Annotated in this window: 22 protein-coding genes, 1 tRNA gene and 1 pseudogene; 19 read left to right on the top strand and 5 right to left on the bottom strand. The window is 57.1% G+C overall.

Annotated elements, in window-relative coordinates; all coding sequences use genetic code 11:
* Positions 1 to 108: 108 nt before the first annotated feature.
* Together QQX03_RS07900 and QQX03_RS07895 are read right to left on the bottom strand one after the other, a co-directional pair.
* Positions 109 to 381: pseudogene (locus tag QQX03_RS07900) on the bottom strand (vgr related protein); the annotation flags it as partial.
* A 50-nt stretch (positions 382 to 431) separates the two neighbouring features.
* Positions 432 to 914, bottom strand: coding sequence for a copper chaperone PCu(A)C (locus tag QQX03_RS07895; RefSeq protein WP_285975212.1), 483 nt, complete (start codon positions 912 to 914; stop codon positions 432 to 434).
* A gap of 183 nt (positions 915 to 1,097) precedes the next feature.
* Between QQX03_RS07895 and dnaK the strand changes: the two genes are divergently transcribed.
* The 3 genes from dnaK (at position 1,098) to QQX03_RS07880 (ending at position 5,214) form a co-directional block, all read left to right on the top strand.
* Complete coding sequence (gene dnaK, locus QQX03_RS07890) at positions 1,098 to 3,041, top strand: molecular chaperone DnaK (RefSeq protein WP_285975211.1); 1,944 nt, start codon at positions 1,098 to 1,100, stop codon at positions 3,039 to 3,041.
* Positions 3,042 to 3,120: 79 nt separating this feature from the next.
* Complete coding sequence (gene dnaJ, locus QQX03_RS07885; RefSeq protein WP_285975210.1) at positions 3,121 to 4,260, top strand: molecular chaperone DnaJ; 1,140 nt, start codon at positions 3,121 to 3,123, stop codon at positions 4,258 to 4,260.
* A 66-nt stretch (positions 4,261 to 4,326) separates the two neighbouring features.
* Positions 4,327 to 5,214 (top strand): MBL fold metallo-hydrolase, encoded by an 888-nt coding sequence (locus tag QQX03_RS07880; protein WP_285975209.1) that lies wholly within the window; start codon positions 4,327 to 4,329, stop codon positions 5,212 to 5,214.
* A gap of 9 nt (positions 5,215 to 5,223) precedes the next feature.
* On the opposite strand, the gene QQX03_RS07875 is transcribed toward QQX03_RS07880, so the two are convergent.
* Positions 5,224 to 7,545: a patatin-like protein gene (locus tag QQX03_RS07875; RefSeq protein WP_285975208.1), complete on the bottom strand. Its 2,322-nt coding sequence runs from the start codon at positions 7,543 to 7,545 to the stop codon at positions 5,224 to 5,226.
* A gap of 71 nt (positions 7,546 to 7,616) precedes the next feature.
* Here QQX03_RS07875 and radA point away from each other — a divergent pair, with 71 nt between their 5' ends.
* From radA to rnr, 8 genes are all read left to right on the top strand, one after another.
* Positions 7,617 to 8,984 (top strand): DNA repair protein RadA, encoded by a 1,368-nt coding sequence (gene radA / locus QQX03_RS07870; protein WP_285975207.1) that lies wholly within the window; start codon positions 7,617 to 7,619, stop codon positions 8,982 to 8,984.
* 9 nt (positions 8,985 to 8,993) lie between these two features.
* Positions 8,994 to 9,512: a CvpA family protein gene (locus QQX03_RS07865; protein ID WP_285975206.1), complete on the top strand. Its 519-nt coding sequence runs from the start codon at positions 8,994 to 8,996 to the stop codon at positions 9,510 to 9,512.
* Positions 9,512 to 9,955: an iron-sulfur cluster assembly scaffold protein gene (locus QQX03_RS07860; protein WP_285975205.1), complete on the top strand. Its 444-nt coding sequence runs from the start codon at positions 9,512 to 9,514 to the stop codon at positions 9,953 to 9,955. The genes QQX03_RS07865 and QQX03_RS07860 overlap by 1 nt, the downstream gene beginning before the upstream one ends.
* A 42-nt stretch (positions 9,956 to 9,997) precedes the next feature.
* Positions 9,998 to 11,635 carry an MFS transporter gene (locus QQX03_RS07855; protein ID WP_285975204.1) on the top strand — a complete coding sequence of 546 codons (1,638 nt, stop codon included), beginning with the start codon at positions 9,998 to 10,000 and terminating at the stop codon, positions 11,633 to 11,635.
* Positions 11,628 to 12,674 carry an alanine racemase gene (locus QQX03_RS07850; RefSeq protein WP_285975203.1) on the top strand — a complete coding sequence of 349 codons (1,047 nt, stop codon included), beginning with the start codon at positions 11,628 to 11,630 and terminating at the stop codon, positions 12,672 to 12,674. The genes QQX03_RS07855 and QQX03_RS07850 overlap by 8 nt, the downstream gene beginning before the upstream one ends.
* Positions 12,675 to 12,742: 68 nt before the next feature.
* Positions 12,743 to 13,300, top strand: coding sequence for a polyhydroxyalkanoate synthesis repressor PhaR (phaR, locus tag QQX03_RS07845; protein WP_285975202.1), 558 nt, complete (start codon positions 12,743 to 12,745; stop codon positions 13,298 to 13,300).
* 50 nt (positions 13,301 to 13,350) lie between these two features.
* Positions 13,351 to 14,895 (top strand): proline--tRNA ligase, encoded by a 1,545-nt coding sequence (gene proS / locus QQX03_RS07840; protein ID WP_285975201.1) that lies wholly within the window; start codon positions 13,351 to 13,353, stop codon positions 14,893 to 14,895.
* Between the two features lie 32 nt (positions 14,896 to 14,927).
* Positions 14,928 to 17,219: a ribonuclease R gene (gene rnr, locus QQX03_RS07835; protein WP_285975200.1), complete on the top strand. Its 2,292-nt coding sequence runs from the start codon at positions 14,928 to 14,930 to the stop codon at positions 17,217 to 17,219.
* A gap of 12 nt (positions 17,220 to 17,231) precedes the next feature.
* On the opposite strand, the gene QQX03_RS07830 is transcribed toward rnr, so the two are convergent.
* Positions 17,232 to 17,678 carry a universal stress protein gene (locus tag QQX03_RS07830; protein WP_285975199.1) on the bottom strand — a complete coding sequence of 149 codons (447 nt, stop codon included), beginning with the start codon at positions 17,676 to 17,678 and terminating at the stop codon, positions 17,232 to 17,234.
* A gap of 126 nt (positions 17,679 to 17,804) precedes the next feature.
* Between QQX03_RS07830 and QQX03_RS07825 the strand changes: the two genes are divergently transcribed.
* The 6 genes from QQX03_RS07825 (at position 17,805) to QQX03_RS07800 (ending at position 22,246) form a co-directional block, all read left to right on the top strand.
* Positions 17,805 to 19,202 carry a 2-oxo acid dehydrogenase subunit E2 gene (locus tag QQX03_RS07825; protein WP_285975198.1) on the top strand — a complete coding sequence of 466 codons (1,398 nt, stop codon included), beginning with the start codon at positions 17,805 to 17,807 and terminating at the stop codon, positions 19,200 to 19,202.
* A gap of 4 nt (positions 19,203 to 19,206) precedes the next feature.
* A complete protein-coding gene (locus QQX03_RS07820; protein ID WP_285975197.1) occupies positions 19,207 to 19,611 on the top strand; it encodes an acyl-CoA thioesterase in 405 nt (134 codons plus the stop codon).
* A 125-nt stretch (positions 19,612 to 19,736) separates the two neighbouring features.
* Positions 19,737 to 21,149, top strand: coding sequence for a dihydrolipoyl dehydrogenase (gene lpdA, locus QQX03_RS07815; protein ID WP_285975196.1), 1,413 nt, complete (start codon positions 19,737 to 19,739; stop codon positions 21,147 to 21,149).
* A gap of 43 nt (positions 21,150 to 21,192) precedes the next feature.
* Positions 21,193 to 21,465 carry a cation:proton antiporter domain-containing protein gene (locus QQX03_RS07810; RefSeq protein WP_285975195.1) on the top strand — a complete coding sequence of 91 codons (273 nt, stop codon included), beginning with the start codon at positions 21,193 to 21,195 and terminating at the stop codon, positions 21,463 to 21,465.
* On the top strand, positions 21,462 to 21,671 hold the full coding sequence (locus tag QQX03_RS07805; protein WP_285975194.1) for a hypothetical protein: 210 nt from the start codon (positions 21,462 to 21,464) through the stop codon (positions 21,669 to 21,671). Before QQX03_RS07810 ends, QQX03_RS07805 begins: the two co-directional genes overlap by 4 nt.
* Positions 21,650 to 22,246, top strand: coding sequence for an NAD-binding protein (locus QQX03_RS07800; protein ID WP_285975193.1), 597 nt, complete (start codon positions 21,650 to 21,652; stop codon positions 22,244 to 22,246). Before QQX03_RS07805 ends, QQX03_RS07800 begins: the two co-directional genes overlap by 22 nt.
* A gap of 16 nt (positions 22,247 to 22,262) precedes the next feature.
* Here the strand turns inward: QQX03_RS07800 and QQX03_RS07795 are convergent.
* Positions 22,263 to 22,352: transfer RNA gene (locus tag QQX03_RS07795), tRNA-Ser, on the bottom strand.
* A 67-nt stretch (positions 22,353 to 22,419) separates the two neighbouring features.
* Between QQX03_RS07795 and QQX03_RS07790 the strand changes: the two genes are divergently transcribed.
* Positions 22,420 to 23,337, top strand: a complete 918-nt coding sequence (locus QQX03_RS07790) for an aminotransferase class IV (protein WP_285975192.1) — start codon at positions 22,420 to 22,422, stop codon at positions 23,335 to 23,337.
* Positions 23,334 to 24,071, top strand: coding sequence for a sulfotransferase-like domain-containing protein (locus QQX03_RS07785; protein WP_285975191.1), 738 nt, complete (start codon positions 23,334 to 23,336; stop codon positions 24,069 to 24,071). The genes QQX03_RS07790 and QQX03_RS07785 overlap by 4 nt, the downstream gene beginning before the upstream one ends.
* The last annotated feature ends 44 nt before the right edge of the window (positions 24,072 to 24,115 follow it).

Here is a 24,115-nt window from a genome sequence, read left to right as displayed (position 1 = left end):
CGTGGTGCTTCTTCAGATACTTCATGAAAGGCGTGCCGCCGGTGCCGACATCGGGGTCATTGCCCGCGATACTGCCGGCCTGCTTGTTGATGTAGCTTGCCGCGTACTCCAGATGCCGCGTGCCTGCGCCTGCCAGACATGTGTCATCTCATGTATGAAGAAGCCCTGCCGGTGCAGATCCTCGCTTGAGAAATCATCGCAATAGGCGCTGCCCCTGGGATGGAAATGCAAATGCCCGCCCGGTGCCATCGTGACCTTGCGCGGCTGAAACGGAAACCACTTTCTGCGCCGGATTGTGACTGCAGCGTAGTCGATCGCCGTCCCGAAAACAGAAGCTGCCAATTTCACTTCGCCCGGAGTAAGTGCGCGCTCGCCACCCACCGGACAGGCGAGTGGAGAAACGCTTAAATTTCCTCCGGTGGAAACGTGGTTCAGCGCTCGTCCCCGGCTGCGCGAACTTCGCCTTCAAAGCTGTGTTTGTCCCCTCCCGACACAGTCAGCGTAAACTCGACCGTATCACCGGGCTCAACACTTTCATCCAGATCAAACACCATCAGGTGATAGCCGCCTGGCTCGAACGCGATTTCAGTGCCCTTCTGAATGGCAATTTCCATGGCTTCGGCCATGGTCATCTTGCCGTTCCATTCTCCATAAGCGTGGATTTCGGTCTTCTCAGCGCCGCTTACATCGGCCCGGCGGATCGCGAGGCCGCGGTCGTTTTCATACTTCAGATCGAAATAGCCTGCAGCCGGATTGCCCGGCACCGGCGCCAGAACAACGCGAGCATTTTCGACGCTCAAACCGGGCACACCTTCGGGTTCGGCTTCGACCACAGTCTCCGGCTCTGCGCCACAAGCTGCCAAGGCGAATGTAGAGAAGAGCATGCTCGCGGCGGCCAATTGATTGAACTTCATGTCAGGTTTCTCCGGTCTGAAAACATGCAAAATCTAGTGTGCCTGTTCCCTTGTGCCAAGCAAAACCGCACCTATATCCCCCGAGTATCACACCTGACGGACTGAGCCGCCGAGCTGTTTTGCCAACTTTGGAAAGCACAATGCGCGGTGTCCAATAATTGAACTGATGGGAAACGAAGAAACATGGGTAAAGTAATCGGTATCGACCTCGGCACCACCAACTCGTGCGTGTCTGTTATGGACGGGGGCAAGCCCAAGGTCGTCGAAAACTCTGAAGGTGCGCGCACTACACCTTCTATCGTCGCTTTCACCAAAGATGGTGAGCGTCTGATTGGTCAGCCGGCAAAGCGCCAGGCAGTGACCAACCCTGACAATACGGTTTATGCAGTGAAGCGCCTGATCGGTCGCCGGTTCGATGATCCGATGACCAAGAAGGACATGGAACTGGTCCCTTACAATATCGTCAAGGGCACCAATGGCGATGCATGGGTCAACGCTGGCGGTGAAGATTATTCACCGTCGCAGATCTCTGCATTCATCCTGCAAAAGATGAAAGAGACCGCTGAGGAATATCTTGGCGAGAAGGTAGAGCAGGCAGTTATCACTGTTCCGGCCTACTTTAACGATGCCCAGCGTCAGGCAACCAAGGACGCGGGCAAGATCGCAGGCCTCGAGGTTCTGCGTATTATTAACGAGCCTACTGCCGCGGCACTGGCTTATGGCCTCGACAAGGAAGACGGCAAAACCATCGCTGTCTATGACCTTGGCGGCGGTACTTTTGATATCTCCGTCCTCGAAATCGGTGATGGCGTGTTCGAAGTTAAATCGACCAATGGCGATACCTTCCTTGGTGGTGAAGATTTCGACAGCGCGATCGTTGAATGGCTGGCTGACCAGTTCAAGACGAAAGAGAACATGGACCTGCGCAAGGACAAGCTTGCACTACAGCGTCTGAAAGAAGCGGCTGAAAAGGCCAAGATCGAACTCTCTAGCTCGCAGCAGACAGAAGTGAACCTGCCGTTCATTACCGCGCGCATGGAAGATGGTTCTTCCACGCCGCTGCACCTTGTTGAAACGATCACACGTTCCAGCCTGGAAAAGATGGTTGGCGATCTGATCAAGCGCACGCTCGATCCGTGCAAGAAAGCGCTCGCTGATGCAGGTCTGGATAAAGGCGCGATTGATGAAGTGATCCTGGTTGGCGGTATGACCCGTATGCCAAAGGTTCGCGAAGTCGTGGAAGAATTCTTCGGCAAGAAGCCGCACACTGGCGTGAACCCTGATGAAGTGGTGGCCATGGGGGCCGCCATTCAGGCGGGCGTTCTGCAGGGCGACGTCAAAGACGTGCTTCTGCTCGACGTGACCCCGCTGTCGCTGGGTATTGAAACACTGGGCGGTGTCTTCACCCGCATGATCGATCGCAACACGACGATCCCGACGAAGAAGACACAGGTCTATTCGACCGCTGAAGACAATCAGAATGCCGTGACCATCCGGGTTTTCCAGGGTGAGCGCGAGATGGCCGCTGACAACAAGCTGCTTGGACAGTTTGATCTGGTGGGCATCCCGCCCGCGCCGCGCGGTGTTCCGCAAGTCGAAGTGACCTTTGACATTGACGCAAACGGTATCGTGAATGTCTCTGCCAAGGATAAGGGCACCGGCAAGGAACAGCAGATCAAGATCCAGGCGTCTGGTGGTTTGTCGGATTCGGACATTGATCAGATGGTTCAGGATGCCGAAAAGTTCGCGGAAGAAGACAAGAAGCGCCGCGAATCTGCGGAAGCTCGCAATCAGGCAGACAGCCTGGTGCACGCGACCGAGAAGCAGCTCGAAGAGCATAGCGACAAGGTTGACGCTGATACGAAATCTGCCGTCGAAGCAGCCTTGGCCGAAGCTAAGACCGCGCTCGAAGGCGATGATGTCGATGCGATCAATGCAAAGGCGCAGGCGCTTACAGAAGCGGCCATGAAGATGGGTCAGCAGATCTACGAAAAAGAGCAGGCTGCCGGTCCTGACGCTGGCGCGGAAGGTTCTTCGGATAGTTCGGCTGACGAAGAAGTTGTCGATGCGGAATTCTCCGAAGTTGACGAAAATTCGAGCGAAGACAGCGACAACAAAAAGGGCTGATGTCCTAATGGGAAACTCTGCCGCCGCCAGCGCATATAGCGCCGGTGGCGGTTAGCGTTTAGGGCAGGGAAGCAGCAGCATGGCATCTACCGACATCGACTATTACGAATTGCTTCAAGTCTCGCGCGACGTTGACGGCGGTGCGCTGAAGAGCTCATACCGCAAGCTTGCGATGAAGTATCATCCGGATCGTAATCCGGGCGATGCCGAGAGTGAGGCAAAATTCAAGGCCATCAACGAGGCCTATGATTGCCTGAAGGACCCGCAGAAGCGCGCGGCCTATGATCGCTATGGCCATTCAGCATATACGCAGAGAATGTCCGGCGGTGGCGGCGGCGGTCGTGGTCCGCAAGGCGATTTTGGCGATATCGGGGACATCTTCGAGACTATTTTCGGCAGCGCTTTTGGCGGCGGTGGCGGGCGGCAACGCGCGCAGCCGCGGCGCGGAGCGGATCTCCGATATGATTTGGAAGTCAGCCTGGACGATGCCTTCCACGGAAAAACAGTCGAGCTGGAAATCGAAGTCTCGCAGAGCTGCGGCACTTGCGATGGGTCTGGCGCTACTCCGGGTACAAGCGAACGCGAATGTCGAATGTGCGATGGTCACGGCAAAGTTCGCGCCAAGCAAGGTTTCTTCGTGGTTGAACGCCCATGCCCGACCTGTCACGGCCGCGGCGCTGTGATCGAAAACCCTTGCGGTGATTGCCGCGGGGAAGGGGTCGTCGACAAGGCGCGCTCACTCGAGGTTGAAGTTCCGCCAGGCGTCGATACCGGTACGCGCATTCGTTTGTCTGGCAAGGGGGAGGCCGGGCCCAGAGGCGCTCCTGCGGGCGATCTATACATTTTCGTACATGTGAAGCCGCACGCGGTTTTCCAGCGCGAGGGCACGACGCTGCTCACGCGCGTTCCGATCAGCTTCACTACAGCTGCGCTTGGCGGCACGGTCGATATCCCTGATCTGGGCGGTGACGATAACAGCGTTGAAATCCCGGTGGGCATTCAATCCGGCAAGCAGTTGCGCGTACGCGGAGCGGGGATGCCCGTGCTGCAAGGCCGCGGACGTGGTGACCTGGTGGTCGAAATTGCGGTGGAAACACCGACCAAACTGTCCAAGGCGCAAAAGGAACTGCTGAAGCAGTTTCGCGAAACCGAAACCGGTGAAGAATGCCCCGAAAGCAAGGGCTTTTTCGACCGCGTGAAGGAAGCGTTCGGCAGTTAATTTACGGGCAATTCTCGACCCTTCTCTCGGCAAGACTTAAGCCTAGGTCAAACAGAGGGAACAGTCATGAAACGCATTTTCGCCACCGCACTAGCAACCGCATCGATCTTTATTGCATCGCCCCTGGCAGCTCAGCGAGACTTCAGCGAGGTGGAGATTACTTCCGAAAAGTTGGCGCAGGGTGTGGCCGTACTTTTCGATGCGGGCGGCAATATGGCTGTTAGCCATGGTGAGGATGGCACGATCCTGATCGATGACCAGTTCGCGCCGCTATCAGAGAAGATCGAAGGCGCGGTCGCCTATCTTGGCGCGACGCCCGTCAAATATGTCGTCAATACGCATTGGCACGGTGACCACACGGGCGGAAACGAACATTTCGGCGGCAGTGGCGCAACGATCTCCGCGCATCACAATGTGCGCGTCCGGATGTCATTCCCGCCGACCCGCGGTGAGCGCGTAACGCCGCCGTCACCCAAGGTGGCTCTGCCTGTTGTCACTTATGAACGCGGTGTGACCTTGCACCTCAATGGCGACACAATTGATGTCGTGTTTGTCGGTGGTGGCCAAACCGATGGCGACAGTATCGTGCGCTGGCGCGAAAAGAATATCGTCCATATGGGCGATCTTTACTTCAAGATACCGGGCTGGCCCTTTGTCGATGTGGCGTCCGGCGGTGATATCGAAGACCTGCTCTATTCGCTGGATAGCGCGATCAACCTGATGGATGAGGATACAAAGGTGATCCCGGGCCATGGCACAATGTCGGATCGCCGCGAATTGATCGCTTATCGCAACACTGTAGGTGAGGCTGTGACCCGAATTCGCGCGCTGCGCGATTCCGGATCATCGCTGGAGGAAGCTCAAGCCTTGCACCCGCTCGACAGTTTTGATGGGGGTGAAGGCTTCATCAACGAAGATCGGTTTATTGAGGCCGTTTGGAAAAGCCTCAACTAATTCGACAGCTTAAACGGTATCAAACTTCGCCGCGATTTCACTTTTCAGGCTTTCGATCAGGCCGGCGTCGCAGCGTCCGGCTTCGGTCTCTTCCTGCAGGATTGCTTCGAATGCGCGCCGCTTGAACCCATGGCAGACGCGGCTATCAACACCGCTGTCTACTGTTGAGCAAACAAGGTCGATCATCCGCTCTGCCCCGTGCAATCGGCCCCATAGATAGTCATTCTCGCGATAGGCACGGCTAAAGAAAGCGCCAAAGTTGTAGAACTCTATGCCGCGCAGCGTCGCTCTGGCGCCGCCATCTCGTATCGATGGGGCATCATCAGGAGAAATTCGATCCACTTTGATCGGATCGTATTCGGTAAATCCTTCGTGCCGCAACAGTGGCAGCGTCGCGACATCGTAAAACGGAAACCCGAGGTAGGCGAACAGCATACGTCGGCGAAGTTGCTTGGGCATCTGTGCCAGTGCAGCGCAAAGGCGATCTAGCGCTTCATCATCGATTTCCGGCAGCAAGCGATGCGCCCCCAAGTGGTCCAACACCGCGCCGGGATCGGCAAAAACATTGGCGGCCAGGTCACCGAATTCAGGGTGCCGAACCGCATGCTTGTCCCGATCAAGGTATAGCCGCATAATGGCGTAGATTTCACCCCTCGCGAGGTCCAGTACATCGTCAGGAATTTCGGGATCACGCTCCCAATCGCGCGCCAATCGCCGCGCCAGCAAGCGCAAACGGCGAATCCGGAAGCCCAGATCATGTGTCCGGAAGAATGCGATTGCAGCCTCGCTTGCACCGCCATTTTCCTCGGACAATTGATCCAACCCGCGCCGCATTAATTCGCCGCGCAGGGTAGAAACAATGGGATCACAGTCGGGCAGATCCAGTTGCGGTGCCGCCTGATGAACCAATTTCGCCAGGCGTTCGACAATACCTGCCAGTTTCACCTGCGCGTAGGAATGGAAAGTATAGCCTGCTTCTTGCGCTGCCGATTGCTGCGCTTTCGCGCGCCAGTTGTGCAGCCGTTTGGGCGTTGGCCGGTCGAGGAAGAATGTCAGCCCGAAAAGTTTCTCAACCGCGCGGTCGACTTCAGGCCGAAGACCGGCAAGGATTTGCTGCAACCTTTCGGCGTTGCGGGATTGCTGTTTCAACTCTTCCAGATTGTCGCGGATCGGTTGCTCTCGCGGCAGGGCGGATATCGAACCGAAAATCGCAGCGAAGAACCCGACGGGCTTTTGTTCCTCATCTTTGAGCGAAGCAATCCGATCTGGACGCGGATCGATATATACAAATCTCCGGTCTACTTCACGATGGGCAGGGCGGCCGTGCAGGGCATCAATTGCGCCCTCAAACGGTGCGTTGACCAGCACCGAGCCATCGATAAGCGCAACTTGTTCGGTCGTGCCCAGACGCACGTGAGTGGGCATGACACGTTTCAGAAAGGCACCGCGAGTTTGCCAATGGTGTTTGCTTCGCTGGGCCAAACGATCGATCTCTGCCAGTTCAAGCGGCGGGAAGGCGCCCGGGAAGCTTGCCGTCGCGCGCGCTGCAATCGTCAGCTCAAGCGGATCAGCAAGTCCTGCACCAGATTGAGCCGGGGTCAGACCACGAAATCCGATCGGCAAGCGGTGTTCGCTTTCTTCAACAACCGCCGGGCTATGAAGGCGCAGCATCTCTACATGCCCGCGAAAATCTGTGGCCGTTACCAGCAAATCCAACGGATGGCCTGGTGGCAAAAGCGGCGGCCCCGTTTCATTGGCGTTCATCGCCTTGATTGCATCGAACAGTAGCTGCGAAAAATTGTCGCCGGAAAAGGGTGGCTGGAACCATCGCCCCCGCACAAAACGCGAGACCTTCCGGCGCACCTCGCTCCGCGTTTCAGGGGCGACGCTCTCCGACACCACATTGCCGGGTCGCTTGAACAGCCACCAGGCTATCGGTTGGGCCCAGAATTTGGCGAACTTCCACATTGGGCGGGCATCGGGGTCCAGCAATTTGTCGACATCGGCATTCTCAAGCCACAGATCGGTAAGTGGCTCAAGCGAATGTCCGGCGAATATAGCTTGTGACAGAAATACCGCGTTTATCCCGCCTGCACTTGCGCCGGTTAGAATATCAGGCAGCACGCGCAATCTTAGTCCTTGTTGCGCCTCAATCTCTCCCAGCAAGTCATGATAGACCTTGGCCACGTGCCCCTCTGGCTCTTCCTCCAGGTGGTAGGATCTGCTTGCGCGGGCCAGATGCCAGAGCTCTTTCGTAACACCGTGCATGTATATCGCCAGGCTGACGCCGCCGTAGCAAACCAATGCAATACGAAGTTCCTTCTGGTGCATGTTGATTTCCTTAGGGGTTTAACCACAGAAGGCAATTGCGTTCTGCCTATGTTCCGTTTATCGATCTGCGGATGGCGAAAGCAAAGAAGCGATATGTCTGTCAGTCTTGTGGAAGCGTGACACACCGGTGGCAGGGGCAATGCCCCGATTGTGCCGAATGGAACACTATGGTTGAGGATGCGCCAGCGACCGTGTTCTCGCAAAAGCATGACCTATCGAGAGGCGGTCGTGCGGTTGCCTTTGAAGAACTGAATGCGCCAACAGAATTACCCAAACGCCGTTCGACGGGACTGGCGGAATTTGACCGCGCACTTGGCGGTGGGCTGGTGCCCGGCTCGGCGGTGCTGATGGGCGGTGATCCCGGGATCGGGAAATCCACTCTTTTGCTACAGACTTCAGCGACCATAGCGAAGAATGGTGGAAGTGTGGTTTATGTCAGCGGAGAGGAGGCCGCGGGCCAGGTGCGGATGCGCGCAGCACGGCTCGGCTTGTCCGATGCACCGCTTCAGCTGGCGTCAGAAACATCAGTGCGGAATATCCTGACGACATTGGGTCAGATGGAAGCGCCAGCTCTGTTAGTGATCGATTCGATCCAGACCATGTATTCGGACACAATCGAGGGGGCTCCGGGCACTGTTAGTCAGGTTCGCGGATGTGCCTTTGAATTGATCCGATACGCCAAGGAGAATGGTGTCGCGCTCGTGCTTGTCGGACATGTGACCAAAGACGGCAGCATCGCTGGGCCGCGCGTGCTGGAACACATGGTCGATGTCGTGATGAGCTTTGAGGGAGAGCGGAGCCATCAATACCGCATCCTGCGCGCACTCAAGAACCGCTTTGGCGCGGTCGACGAGATCGGCGTGTTCTCTATGGAGCAGGAAGGGTTGGAAGAAGTCAGCAACCCTTCGATGCTGTTTCTATCTGGACGGGATCAACCATTGGCAGGCAGCGCGGTTTTCCCCGCTCTCGAAGGAACACGGCCCGTCCTGGTCGAAATTCAAGCCTTGATTGTCCGCTTGCAATCGGGAGCAACGCCCCGGCGATCGGTGGTCGGTTGGGACAACAGCAAATTGGCGATGTTGTTGGCGGTGCTGGAATCTCGCTGCGGGCTCAATTTCAGTTCGGCCGAAGTGTATTTGAATATTGCCGGCGGGTACCGTTTATCAGATCCCGCCGCCGATATGGCGGTGGCGGCCGCGCTGGTCAGCGCGTTGGCGGATCGGCCGCTCCCTGATAAGTCGGTCTGGTTCGGTGAGGTGTCACTCTCCGGCGAAGTGCGCCCCGTTGCTCATGCCAATTTGCGCGTCAAGGAAGCGGCCAAACTTGGCTTTGCCGCTGCTTTTGGCCCGGCGAGCAGCAAGACCGGTGCATCCAAAATCGCGTTCAATGGTTTGGGACAAGTTGCGAACCTCGTTGACCGCGTGATGTCAAAGTCATAATCCGCCCCCATGAACGGGTTCGATATCATTGTTTTCATCATTATCGGGGTGGCTGCGATAGGCGGCTTTCTGCGCGGATTGGTGCAGGAGGTGTTATCGCTCGCAGCATGGGCATTGGCCGCGGCGGCAATCTACTATTTGCACGAGCCTTTTACGGAAATCCTGCTCGAGTATCTCGATGCAGAACCGACAACTTCTATCCTCGCGTTCGCACTTTTGTTGCTCATCCCATATGCGGCCATGAAACTCATCGCAAACAACGTGGGTGAGGCATCGCGCGGTTCGATTATGGGACCGATCGACCGCGTGCTGGGATTTGGATTTGGCGTGGTCAAGGGCGCGCTGATTACAGTGTTTGCGTTCTCGGTCATCGCGCTCGGATTTGATAGCTTGTGGGGGTACAAAGGGCGCCCCGTCTGGATCACCACAGCACGCACATACCCAGTCATCGATTCCGCTTCGAGTGATCTGGTGAATACTATTGCCGAACGCAGGGAACGCCTGCGTATCGATGTGGAAGGCGAGTGATGCCCGCCAGCACTGCGGCGAAACTTTACACTCCCAATCTGCTATCACTGGCGACAGAATTGGCTGCCTTTCCGCTCTCGGGGGATTGGCAGGCAGAGGGAAGTTCGCGCTCCACGACCTGCGGCAGCTCTTTAACGGTCGGCATCAATCTCACCGACCAAGACGCAATCGCGGAGTTAGGGCTGGGCGTGTCAGCTTGCGCAGTTGGTCAGGCCGCTGCGGCGGTATTTGCGCGTGCGGCAGCAGGGGCCAGGCTGACATCGATCAATCTCGTCCTTGCGAAAATAGAAGCCTGGATGAAAGATCCGTCCGCACCTGAACCCGATTGGCCAGACTTTCAGGCCCTGTCTGCGGCGCGCGAACTAAAGGGGCGCCACGGCGCAATCCTGTTACCGTGGAAGGCTGCCCAGCAAGCGCTTTGCAAGGTTCCAGACACACGCTAGAGCGGCGCATCGCACAATGTTGTAGGGGAGAGTGCAGCAGCCATGTCAGAAAGCGCTAGCGTCGCGGTTCGCGAACCGTCCGAGAAAGAAATCAAACTTGTAATCGGAGCGAGCTCGGCGGGCACCGTTTTCGAATGGTATGATTTCTTCATCTACGGCACGCTTGCCTACATCCTGAAGGATGCGTTCTATGATACGGACAATGAAACGCTTGGACTGCTGCTCGTCTGGTCAACATTTGCAGTCGGGTTTGCCTTTCGTCCGATTGGCGCGATCCTGTTTGGATATCTGGGCGACAAGCTGGGGCGCAAATATACGTTCCTTGTAACTGTGACCCTGATGGGCATTGCCACCGCCGGGGTGGGCATGATCCCGACCATAGACACGATCGGTATTGCTGCACCGATTATCGTGATTTTGCTGCGCGTGATCCAGGGCCTCGCCTTAGGCGGAGAGTATGGCGGCGCAGCGATTTATGTTGCCGAGCACGCTCCACCGGAAAAGCGCGGTTTCTATACTAGCTTCATCCAGGCCAGTGTTGCTGGCGGCTTCGTTCTGTCCATCGCAGTTGTGTTGGCTTGCCGGTATCTTATCCCGGCAGATGACTTTGCCGCTTGGGGCTGGCGCGTGCCATTCCTGCTCTCGATCATTCTGCTCGTGATCTCTCTTTGGATGCGCCTGATGCTGTCAGAAAGCCCGGTGTTCCAGGCGATGAAGGCGGAGGGAAAAATCGCCGGCAATCCGTTCAAGGAGAGCTTCACCTATCCCGGAAACAAGAAGCGGATATTTGTCGCGCTGTTTGGCGTAACCGGCATTCTGACCACTATCTGGTACACCGCGTTTTTCTCCGGCATGAGCTTCCTGAGGGGGCCGATGCATGTCGATGATCTGACGGTCGAGCTTATCCTTTTCTTCTCCGGCCTGATCGCGATGAGTTTTTACGTCATGATCGGCAAATGGTCGGACACGATTGGCCGCAAAAAACCGATTATGATCGGCGCTGTCTTGACGTTGCTTCTGCTGTTCCCGGCTTTCTGGGGCATGGGCAGTCTGGCCAATCCGGGTCTTGAGCGCGCCGCCCAGCAGACCCCGATTGTGGTCCAGGGTAGCCAGTGCACGACAGACCCGTTCGCCGAAATGTTCAACCGGGAGCAGACCGAATGCGGCAAGGTGCTGGAAACGCTTACGGCCGCTGGCGTCCCTTACAAGGTTGAGCCAGCCACAGATCTGAGATTGCTCGCAGGCGTTGAAGACGTGACGCTTGAGCAAGAATGGTTTGATGATGGTGCCGCGCGCAATGCCGGTATTCGCGATGCGTTGGGTGAGTACGGTTTTGACTTCAGCAAGCAACAACCGGCGGCCGCTAATATCCTTGGCATTGTCGCGATCCTGCTCGGGCTGGGCATGCTATCAGCGCTCACATACGGTTCGGTTGCAGCGCTGCTTTCTGAAATGTTTCCCCCAACCATTCGCTACAGCTCGATGTCGATCCCGTATCACATCGGCGCGGGTTACCTGGGCGGATTTCTGCCGCTGATTGCAGGTGTGATCGTGGCGAGCACGGGCAACATCTACTCCGGGCTTTGGTACACATGGGTCGTCGTTGCATTTGGTGTCGTTGTGCTGTGGTGGGGCATCCCTGATGGCCAACCGAAAGACTTCACAGACGAACATGGCTGAACTTCCGCCGCCCAGCCTGCGGCTGACAATTGACGCTGACGTTCTGGCAGATAATTGGCGCGCGCTCGATGCGATGTCCGGCGAGGCCAAGACCGGTGCAGCTGTCAAGGCCGATTGCTACGCGTTGGGCGTGGATGCATGCGTACCCGCTTTGCGCGACGCAGGCTGCACGCATTTCTTCGTTGCACACTGGAGCGAAGTCGAAGCGGTTGCCAGCCATGTACCACCGGCCAGGATATCCGTGCTGCATGGCCCAATGAATGCGGCTGACGCTGCCTATGCGCAACAGACCGGTGCCGCACCTGTGATCAATTCGGTTTCTCAAGCCAGGCTCTGGCATGAAAGCGGCGGCGGAACTTGCCAACTGATGGTGGATACCGGGATCAATCGACTGGGCGTCTCGCTGGGGGACTTGTCTGACCCTGCGATTGCCTCGCTGGATGTTGATATCTTGATGTCGCACCTCGCTTGCGCCGATGAAGACAATGTCATGAATGCACGGCAGCTCGCGGTATTTAAACAAGCAACAGAAGTCGTTCCGCACCAATCCGCCAGTTTGACTAACAGTGCAGGGATCGCGCTTGGAAGCGCCTATCACTTCGACCTGACGCGGCCTGGACTGGCGCTGTATGGCGGTGTTCCAAGGCCTGAACTTGCGAACAAGATCAGACAGGTCGCCAGGCCGGAAGCTGCAATCTTGCAAACCCGTTCGCTCAGTGCAGGTGACTCTGTTGGCTACAATGCGGAATTTACTGCCCAATGTGCCATGCCAACGGGTGTTGTATCGCTTGGTTACGCTGACGGTTTTTTTCGCAGCAGAGGCGGCGAAGGCAGCCACTTGCTGCTTGGCAAAACTAGGCTTCCGATCGTGGGCAAAGTTTCGATGGACATGCTTATTGTCGACCTCTCCAACGCACCCAGCTTGCGCGAGGGCGACTGGCTTGAAGTGCCATTCCACCTTCCCGATGTGGCGCCGAATTCGGGCCTGTCTCAGTATGAATTGCTTACCACATTGGGACAACGCTTCAAGCCGCGGTAGTCGCATGTTGCACTGCACATTGTGCAAGTGCTAAGGGCGCAGCATAGATCCTATAAGGTTGCAGCATAATGGCCAAGAAAAACGCAGGCGATGGCGATACCGTCATCGTCAAGAAATACGCAAACCGTCGTCTCTACAACACCAGCACATCGAGCTACATTACGCTGGATGATTTGGCTGGGATGGTTCGGGAAGATGTCCAGTTTCAAGTTCTTGATGCCAAGACTGGTGATGACATCACCCACTCGATCCTGACGCAAATCATAATGGATGAGGAAGCCAGTGGCGGTGAACAGATGCTGCCGGTCAACTTCCTGCGGCAGCTGATCAGCATGTATGGCAATTCGATGCAGTCGATGATGCCAAGCTATCTTGAAGCGGCCATGACCAACTTCCGCGATAACCAGGGAAAGATCCGTGAAGCGTTTGAGAAGGGCATAAGCAATACGCCTTTTGCCAAGATTCATGAAACCAATATGGCGATGATGCGCGCCGCCACGGATGTATTGATGCCGGGCGCCAGCAAGAACGGCGGCAAGGCCAAAGACAGCTCAAGCTCTGAAATAGAGGCGCTGCGCCAGCAGATGTCAGAAATGCAGAAGAAGCTGGACGAGCTCAGCAAGTAAGAACAAACGCGCGGTCGAACCAATCGCCGCAGCAGCAGGAACCAGTAAACGTGTCCAATATTCGCCACGCCCTCAACACCAAGCGCGAGGACGATTTCGCCGCCTGGTATCAAGAAGTTATTTCAGCCGCCGACATGGCCGAGGAATCGGGTGTGCGCGGGTGCATGGTGATCAAGCCATGGGGTTACGGCATCTGGGAACGTATCCAGCGCCTGATGGATGACCGCATCAAAGCTGCGGGCGTACAGAATTGCTACTTCCCGATTTTCATTCCGCTCAAGAACTTTGAACGCGAAGCCGAACACGTTGAAGGCTTTGCCAAGGAAATGGCTGTTGTCACGCATCACCGCCTGATTTCCGATGGCAAGGGCGGCTTGATCCCCGATCCCGAAGCCAAGCTGGAAGAGCCGCTTGTTGTTCGCCCGACATCGGAAACGATTATTGGCGATGCCATGGCGCGCTGGGTCCAGAGCTGGCGCGATTTGCCATTGCTTACCAATCAATGGGCCAATGTGGTGCGCTGGGAGATGCGCACTCGGATGTTCCTGCGCACCAGCGAATTCCTGTGGCAGGAAGGGCATACCGCCCATGAAAATCGGGAACAGGCGCTGGAGGAAACACACCGCGCGCTGGAAATGTATCGTGCGTGCGCAGAAGAAGACATGGCGTTGCCTGTGATCGCGGGCGAGAAGCCGGAGAACGAGCGTTTTCCCGGTGCTGTCGAGACCTGGTCAATCGAAGCGATGATGCAGGACGGCAAGGCGCTGCAAGCGGGAACTTCGCATTATCTCGGCACCAATTTTGCGCACGCTGCCGGTATCACATATCAGGATCGTGAAGGCACCGAACAGCATTGCCACACAACCAGCTGGGGTGTTTCGACGCGCATGATTGGCGGCGTTATCATGACGCATGGTGACGATGACGGCCTGCGCGTGCCGCCACGTATCGCTCCGCATCAGGTCGTGATCCTGCCGATGCTGCGCGGCAAAGATGAAGACGAGGTCGTTCTCGAGTATTGTGAGAGCTTGCGCGCAGAAATTGCGGCGCAACAGGCACTGGGCGAACCGGTACGCGTATTGCTGGACAAGAAGCCTGGACAAGCCGCGGCCAAGCGGTGGGACTGGGTGCGCAAGGGCGCCCCTGTAATCATGGAAGTTGGTCCGCGCGATATGAATGACAACAAAGTTGCCATGATCCGCCGCGACCAGCTTTGGAACATGGACAACGGCAAAGCCAACTTCGCTTTCACACCTCGCGCAGACGCCGTTGCCGGATTGAGCGCGCTGCTGGAAGATATTCAGAACTCGCTATTCAATGAGGCTGCCGAACGCCGCGACGCCAATATCACCCGCGGCGTGACTTCGCTGGATGAAGTAGCGGCGTTTTATGATGGCTCTGCAAAATATCCTGGCTGGTTGGAAGTGCAGTGGTCAAAGCCGACAGGCGACGCGTTGGAGAAGGTGGTCGAGACTTTAAAGGGACACAAGCTCAACATCCGCAACGTGCCGCGTGATGCCGAACCGGCTGACGGCCCCTGTATTTTTACCGGAGACCCTGCGGTCGAACGGATCCTGATTGCCAAGGCCTATTGATTGAAGCGCCCTCGAACCCGATATAAGGGGTCATGAATAAAAATAATAAGAAAATGCGGCGCCCGATCGGGCTGCCGTCAAAAGAACAAATTCTCGAATTCATTCAATCTTCGGACACACCTGCTGGCAAGCGCGAGATCGCAAAAGCGTTCGGGCTTAAAGGGCAGGAAAAGATTACGCTGAAGCGCATTCTCAGAGACATGGCCGAAGAAGGCCTGATCGACGGCAAGAAGACGGCCTATCACCGCATGGGCGGTGTGCCCAAGGTAACCGTACTGCGTGTGGTCGAGATTGATGATGGCGAAGCGATTGCCATTCCCGACAATTGGTCTCCCGATGCGCCGGGTAAGCCGCCGCGTATCACCATGAGAGAGCTCAAGGGGCGGGGAGGAAAGCGCCTGCTTGCGCTCAGAACCGGTGACAGAGTGCTGTCGCGAACCGAGGAAACCGATAGAGGCTGGATCGCGCACCCGATGAAGAAACTGCCCGCGCGGACCGAAGGCCTGATGGGCGTGGTCGAGCTGGATGGCAGCGGCAAGGCCTGGCTTGCCCCGATTGACAAGCGGGTGCGAAACTCAACGCGGATCGCGGATGTGGGTGAGGCGGAAGAGGGTCAGTTGGTCATTGCCGAACGGATCGGCCGATCCGAACGCGCAGGTGTGAAAGTGGTGGAAGTCATCGGCGATCCGCTAGCGCCGAAAAGCTTCAGCCTGATCGCGATTGCCAAGCACGGCATTCCGCATGTTTTTGCAGAAGAAACCCTGCGTGAAGCGGAAACGGCTGCACAACTGGAATTGAGCGAAGAACACCGTGAAGATCTGCGGCATGTCCCGATTGTTGCGATAGATCCGGCGGATGCGCGCGACCACGATGACGCCATCTGGGCAGAGCCGGATGGGCAGGGCGGTTTCAACGCGATTGTCGCAATTGCAGATGTGTCATTTTACGTTCGCCCCGGAAGCGCGCTGGACAAGGAATCACGCAAACGCGGCAATTCGGTCTATTTCCCGGATCGCGTTGTTCCCATGCTGCCCGAAGTGCTTAGCGCGAACGTCTGCTCGCTGAAGGAAGGCGTGGATCGCGCGGCAATGGTTTGCCATTTGCACGTCGATAAAGATGGGGCGGTTAAAAAGACGCGCTTTACCCGCGCCATTGTTCGCATCCATCACAATATCGCTTATGAAGACGCGCAAGCTGCGATCGATGACGGTTCAGCACCGAAACATCTTGTAGACCTGTGGAATTGCTGGCGCTCGCTGGAAAAAGCGCGGCATGCGCGCGATCCGCTGGAGCTGGAATTGCCCGAGCGCAGGGTTGTGCTGGACGAGCACGGCCAGATCGCCGAAATCTCCGTGCGCGAGCGGCTGGATGCCCACCGGGTCGTGGAAGATTTCATGATCGCGGCGAACGTTGCCGCCGCCAAGGCGCTGGAGGCCAAGACCGCACCAGTCGTCTACCGCGTGCATGAGCCCCCTGCGCGTGAGAAGCTGATCGCTTTGCGCGACTACCTGGCCACCTTTGGACGCAAACTCGCCTTGGGTCAGGTCATCACGCCGTCGCTGTTCAATCGGATGCTCAAGGATGTAAGCGATGAAAGCGAAAAGGCGCAAGTGATGGAAGCGGTGCTGCGCAGCCAGATGCAAGCCTATTACGGGCCAACCAACGCTGGGCATTTCGGGCTCGCGCTGGGCAGCTACGCCCATTTTACATCACCAATCCGCCGCTATTCGGATCTTCTGGTTCACCGCGCCCTGGTTGATGCTTACAAGCTGGAACAGCCAAAAACCGATCTCGACCTGCGCGATTTCACCGGACTGTCGGACCGTGATCGCAGCAGCCTTCAACAAGTAAGCGATGCGATCAGCCAGACTGAACGGCGCGCGATGGAGGCCGAACGCGACACGATTGACCGCTATGTTGCCGCGTGGCTGTCTGCTCGGGTCGGGGAAGTATTCGACACCCGAATCACCGGCGTACAGGCGTTCGGATTCTTCGCGACAATCCTTGGAATGGGCGGTGATGGCCTGGTGCCGGTTTCAACTCTGGGCCGTGAACACTTCCGCTACGAAGAAGCCTCGCAAAGCCTGATCGGCGAGGACAGCCGCACGACCTACTCTTCCGGAGACCGGCTGAAGCTCAAACTGGCAGAAGCCAATGCTCTAACCGGTTCGTTGAAATTCGTTCCGGTTGACGCAGATGGAAACGAAATCGAACCACGCGGTGCACGACCGGCCCCTCGATTTGGCCACAAGAAGCAGGGCAAGCACATGGTCGCCAAACGCGGCCGCCCGAAAAACATTCGTCATCAGGGGCGAAAACGCTGATCGGGACGCGATTTACGCTTTGTCGGCTGTTTCATCATAATTTTCCGGGATGATGTAGAGCGGGCATGGCAAAGTCCCGGCATTAGCCGAGAAATGCGTAACCAGCGGGCCCGGGGTGCCCCCATGCGCGGCGCCAAGTACCAGAGCGGCCACTTCATCCTGCTCTTCAAGAAATTCCCGGATCACCTTCTGACCGCCCCCAACGACTACAGAAATGCTGGGCATAATCCCGCCTTCTGCCAGCAGGCTGCCCGCCGCACCATGCGCGAGCATCTCTGCGCGGTCGCGCGCCTCCTGCTCAATGGTGTCCTGAACCCCTCCGAATGCGCTGATATTTTGCTGCGGGACCAGCGCCAGAATATGCACGCCGCCATCGACCGCACCTGCTCGCCTGGCGGCAAACCGTAAGGCTGACCGTGCTTCGTCGGTCTCGTCTATAACGACCAGAAATACCCGCATGTGACCCGCTCCGTTCTTTGGGTTAGAGGTATTGGCTGAAAACGTATTCTTAGCAAGGTTCTTGCCCCATGCGCTCTAATTCGGCACAGGCTTCCCTCGCGTAAAGGAAAGGAAATCTCTCCAGCAATGCCAATCGAAATCAAGATGCCAGCGCTATCGCCCACGATGGAAGAGGGAACACTCGCCAAATGGCTGGTGAAGCCAGGCGATGAAATCCGGTCTGGCGATATCATGGCCGAAATCGAAACCGACAAGGCGACAATGGAATTCGAAGCAGTCGATGAAGGGACGCTGGTCTCGATCGCTGTCGAAGAGGGGACCGAGAACGTTTCAGTCGGTACGGTTATCGCTGTGCTGGCGGAAGAGGGTGAAGATGCAGATGCAGCGGCGGCGGCTCCTACGCCGGCACCAGCACCTGCTGCGCCACCGTCAAATGATGGCCCGGCTGCCACTCCGACCGCGCGCAAACTAGCTGAAGCTAACGGGATTGATCTCAACACAATCACTGGCACTGGCCCGAACGGCAAGATTACCAAGGATGATGTTGAGGCGGCTGGCGGAACGAGTGCGCCGGCGCCTGCGCCAATTCCCGCGACTGCTGCGGCCGCCGCTCCCGCAGCCTCTGGTGAACGTATTGTCGCATCACCGCTTGCAAAACGAATTGCCGAGCAAAAGGGTATCGACCTTTCTACCATTACCGGCAGCGGACCCAATGGCCGTATAGTCAAGGCAGACGTTGAAGACGCCGCGCCGGGTGCTGCTCCTGCAGCCGCTGCCTCTGCGCCAGCGCCTACACCGGCGCCAACTCCGTCAGTTTCACCCGCGGACGGTGGTGCGCCGTATGAAGAGGTTAAGCTCAACAACGTGCGCAAGGTTATTGCGCGCCGCCTGACCGAAGCGAAGCTGAACATTCCGCATATCTACCTGACCGTAGATGTGCGTCTGGATCCGCTGCTGAAGCTGCGCAGCCAACTGAATGCCTCGCTTGAGGCCGACGGTGTGAAGCTTTCAGTCAATGATCTGATCATCAAGGCATTGGCCCGCGCGTTGCAGCGTGAGCCGCAGTGCAATGTCAGCTTCCAGGGCGATGTGATGCACCAATATTCACGGCAGGATATCTCGGTAGCTGTTGCCGCGCCTTCTGGCCTGATCACGCCGATTATCACCGATGCGGGCAACAAGGGGCTCGCGCAGATATCAACCGAGATGAAGGAACTCGCAGGCAAAGCGCGCGATGGCAAACTGCAACCGCATGAGTATCAGGGCGGCACCGCGTCACTCTCTAATCTCGGCATGTTCGGCACCAAGCAATTCGACGCCGTGATCAACCCGCCGCAGGCGATGATTCTGGCCGTGGGTGCTGGCGAACAGCGGCCATTTGTGGTGGACGGCGCGCTGCAAGTTGCAACTGTGATGAGCGTGACCGGCAGCTTCGATCACCGTGCGATTGATGGCGTGGACGGAGCCAAACTGCTCGACCAGTTCCGCAGCGTGATCGAAAACCCTATGGGTCTGGTGGTCTAAAGTTATGCCGCAAGGCGAGCTTACAATCCGCGTCACGGCCATGCCGACCGACCTTAATCCCTATAACGGGATTTTTGGCGGCTGGTTGATGAGCCAGATGGCGCTGGGTGCGGGATCGCTTGCAAGCCGGACTGGGCAGGGGCGCGCCAATGTCGTCGCCGCAACCGATTTTGCGTTTCCCGCGGCGATGGCGCTGGGCGATGAGCTGAGCATCTACTGCGAGATTGTGCGAGAGGGAAACACCTCGATCACTATCGCCGCCGAAGGTATTTCGCGCGAGCGCAACGGAGAAACCACGCAGCTCGTGTGTAAAGGCACGTTTGTGTTCGTGCTTGCCGATGAAGAGGGCAATCCACGCGCGGTGCGCGCTGTCCTACAAGGCGGTGATCATGTGAAGGGTGCGGCATGACAAATGTCCTTGTTCCATCGTCCGCAGCCGTAATTTCGGGCCGATCCGACCCGCAAGATTTTCTGGCCCATGAACAGTGTTCCATGTGTTCCATCCTGTTGGATTTGAAATGAGGTTATTGAGCAATGTCAGCTAGTTATGACGTTATCGTTCTTGGCTCTGGTCCTGGCGGCTATGTCGCCGCGATCCGCTGCGCACAGCTTGGTCTGAACACTGCCATTGTTGAGCGGGAGAATTTGGGCGGCATCTGCCTAAACTGGGGCTGTATCCCTACGAAAGCACTACTCCGTTCTGCAGAGATACTACACTACGCGCAGCACGCCAAAGATTACGGCCTCAAGATCACTGGCACGATCGAAGCTGACCTTGAAGCGGTTGTGAAGCGCAGCCGCGGTGTAGCCAAGCAGCTTAATCAGGGCGTCACGCACCTGATGAAGAAAAACAAGATAACCGTGCATATGGGTGAGGGCACGTTGACCGGACCCACCTCTCTCACCGTGAAAGGCGAAAAGGGTGAGGAAAAACTGACCGCGAAACACATCATCGTCGCCACGGGTGCGCGGGCGCGCGACCTGCCTTTCGCGCCTGCCGATGGCAAACGCATCTGGACCTACCGGACGGCGATGACGCCGCCCGAAATGCCCAAGAAACTGCTGGTAATCGGCAGCGGTGCCATCGGGATCGAATTCGCCAGCTTCTACAAAGATATGGGCTGTGACGTGACGGTCGTGGAAATGCTCGACCGGATCGTGCCGGTTGAAGATCACGAAGTCAGCGCATTCCTGGAGAAGTCGCTAACAAAACAAGGCATGACCATCATGACCGGGGCGGGCGTCGAAGACATCAAAGTCGACGCCAAAGGCGTCAAGGCCAAGATCAAGGGTAAGGATGGCAAGGTAAGCGAACAAGAATTCTCGCACTGCATAGTAGCCATCGGTATCGTCCCCAACACTGAAAACATTGGGGTGGAGAAGCTAGCAGACATGGATCGCAGCTTCATCCAGATCGACCCCTATGGTCGCACCAAGTCGAAGGGCCTCTGGGCCATCGGAGATTGCACCCCGGGGCCGTGGCTGGCGCACAAGGCTTCTCACGAAGGGGTGACGGCTGCCGAAGCCATCGCTCGGGAATTGGGCAATAAGGATGTGCATCCTCATCCGCTGAACCGTGATGCGATCCCGGGTTGCACTTATTGCCACCCGCAGATCGCCAGCGTTGGCCTGACCGAGGCGAAGGCGAAGGAAGCGGGCTACGAGGTAAAGGTCGGCAACTTCCCGTTCATCGGCAATGGCAAGGCGATTGCGCTCGGTGAAGCTGAAGGCTTCACCAAAACGGTGTTCGATGCGAAAACCGGTGAGCTGCTCGGTGCACATATGGTGGGAGCGGAAGTGACCGAGATGATTCAGGGCTACACTATCGGCAAGACGCTTGAAACAACCGAAGCCGAGCTGATGCAGACAGTGTTCCCGCACCCGACAATCAGCGAGAGCATGCACGAAAGCGTGCTGGCGGCATACGGCAAGGCGCTGCATATTTGACCCATGAAGCGAACAGGGGGGGCAAGCAGGAGCCGCGCGGCATATGACTGAATTCCTCCTGCTTGCCTTTATCCTGTTAGTTGCAGGCGTGGTCTCCGTCCCTATCGCGAGCCGTTTCGGGCTGGGGTCGGTGCTCGGCTACCTCCTCGCCGGAATGGCGATTGCGCCATTGCTGGGTTTCCTCGGCGTAGACGTTGTTCAGCTTCAGCACTTTGCCGAGTTCGGCGTGGTGATGATGCTGTTCATCATCGGGCTTGAGCTTAAGCCCAAACGGCTTTGGGCGATGCGCAAGCGGGCGAATTCGGGTTTGTCTTGATCAGCTTTGCCTTGGGCAATGCGGTACTGTCTCAAGAAAGTGCGAACCTGCTACTGCTCGTCGTGGCGTTTTCCATGCTGCTTACACCGCTGCTCTTCATTCTCTACGAGCGCGTGATTGCACCGCGCTATGCAAGGGGGGTGAGCAGGCTGCCGACGATATCCATGAAAGCAATGACATCATCTTGGCCGGACGCGGCCGTGTAGGCGGGATCGTTGATAGAATGCTGGAAGCTGCCGGGTACAAGGCAACGGTGATAGACTATGATTCACGTCATATCGCAAACATGGAGAAGTTCGGGACCAAGGCCTATTTCGGCGATGCGACCCGGCCCGATCTGCTTGCAATCGCAGGGATCGCAAAGGCGAAACTGTTGATCGTCGCGCTCGATGACAAAGAGGAGATCGACAAGATCGTTGGCTATGTCGTTCAGAAATTCCCGCATGTGCATATCATTGCGCGGGCGATTGATCGCGATCACGTGTTCAAGCTTTGGGCTTTGGGCTGCCGCGATATTATCCGCGAAACCTACGATGGCGCCATCCGCATAGGTCGCTCTGCGTTTGAGGCACTGGGGCATGACCGGCAGGCTGCCCAGGCCCTGGCCGACACTTTAGAAGAGGCAGACCGCAGCACCATGATCGAGTTTGCCAATGTCTACAAAATCGATGTGCCGGCATGGGAAAATGAAGAACTGATCGCGAAGGTGCGCGAATTGCGCGCGGATTGGGATCCAAAGCTTCGCCAGATGATGGAGGAGATCATCGGCCGCGGGAAATAGGTCTAAGGGGAGAAAGTGGCGGACAGTCAGGGATTCGAACCCTGGAAGGGCTTGCACCCTTGCCGGTTTTCAAGACCGGTGCATTCAACCACTCTGCCAACTGTCCGTTCGAAAGTCCCGCTAGCGTGTCATTTCGCCATTGTCACCCTCAAACAAGCGCTTAAAACCACTTTATGGGAAAAGGGACACATGAGTTTGCGCAGGACCCGCGCAACGACAGCATTCTGATCAATGTCAACGGTGTGATGACACCGCGCGCAGAGGCCACCGTCTCGGTTTTCGATAGCGGGTTCATGCTCGGCGATGGCGTTTGGGAAGGGCTGAGAGTTCACCGCGGCAAGATCGCTTTCCTCGGAGCGCATATGGACCGTCTCTATGAAGGGGCAAAAGCCATTGCGTTGGATATAGGCCTGACGAGGGATGAACTGACCGCGCGTCTTGACGAAACCATTGATGGCAATGGCATGCGCGATGCAGAGGGGGTTCATATCCGCTTGATGGTGACGCGCGGCATCCGTTCGACGCCATATCAGGATCCGCGGGTGGTGATTTCGCCCGCAACCATCGTCATTATTCCGGAATACAAGGCGGCGCTTCCTGCAGTTATAGAAAACGGCATCCGGTTGTTCACTGTGCATGTCAGGCGCGGTGATCCGGCGGTACAGGATCAAAAGCTGAATTCACACAGCAAGCTGAATTGCATCACAGCCTGCATTCAAGCGACACAGGCAGGTGTTGATGAGGCACTCATGCTCGACCCGCATGGCTTTGTCGCGACATGCAACTCGACCCATTTCTTTATCGTGCGAAAGGGAGAGGTTTGGACCTCCAGCGGCGATTATTGCCTTGGAGGTATCACCCGCAGCAATGTGATCCAGCTGTGCCGCGAGGAAGGTATTCCCGTGTTTGAGAAGAACTTCTCTCTCACCGATGTTTATGGCGCAGACGAGGCTTTTGTAACCGGAACATTTGCAGGCGTGGTCCCTGTGACGGAAGTTGATGGGCGCGATCTGACTGATGGGCGGGGGCCGATGGTCGAACGCCTGCAACAATTGTACAAGGCGTTGATGGACCGGGATGTGGCGGCGTGACGTCGGCAGTTCGGATTGCCATGTGGTCTGGACCGCGCAATATCTCGACGGCAATGATGCGCAGTTTCGGGGCACGAGCGGATTGTGCGGTATCCGATGAACCATTCTATGGTGCGTTTCTGAAGGATAGCGGCGAACAACACCCGATGGCCGCAGAAACCATCGCGGATATGGATTGTGATTGGGATAGTGTCACGGCCGCACAGTCCGGACCGATCCCGGGCGGCAAATCCGTATGGTACCAGAAGCATATGCCGCACCATATGGTCGGGCCTATCAACATTACGGACTTTCCGGGGCATCAGCACGCGTTTCTGATCCGAGCGCCAGAGCGCGTCGTAGCAAGCTATCGCAAGAAGAACGAATTGCGCCGGGCAGAGATGTTGGGCTTCGCGCAATTACGTGAGTACTTCGACCTGGAGCGCGATCGCACAGGGAAATCGCCGCCTGTCGTCGATTCTGACGATATCTTGCGCGATCCGGCGGGTGTACTTGCTGCGCTGTGCGATGCGCTTGGGATATCTTGGGATCCGGCCATGCTGTCTTGGAAGAAAGGACCGCATCCCGAGGACGGTGTCTGGGGTACACATTGGTATGATAAGGTGAATGCGTCGACAGGATTCGGATCCAATCCCGCGCCACTTCCTGATCTGGATGGAGCCTACGCCGAAGTGGCCGAGCAATGCCGTGAGGATTATCTAGCGCTGAAACGACATGCAATTACGGCAATTTAGGCCGCCAGAAGAACAGAATCATGGACCATTCATCCAGCGCATGA

Source organism: Altererythrobacter rubellus (genome assembly GCF_030284385.1).
In the GTDB taxonomy this organism is placed as follows: Bacteria; Pseudomonadota; Alphaproteobacteria; order Sphingomonadales; family Sphingomonadaceae; genus Erythrobacter; species Erythrobacter rubellus.
The sequence above is the reverse complement of the archived record's forward strand: the minus strand, read 5'-3'. Positions and strand labels throughout refer to the sequence as shown.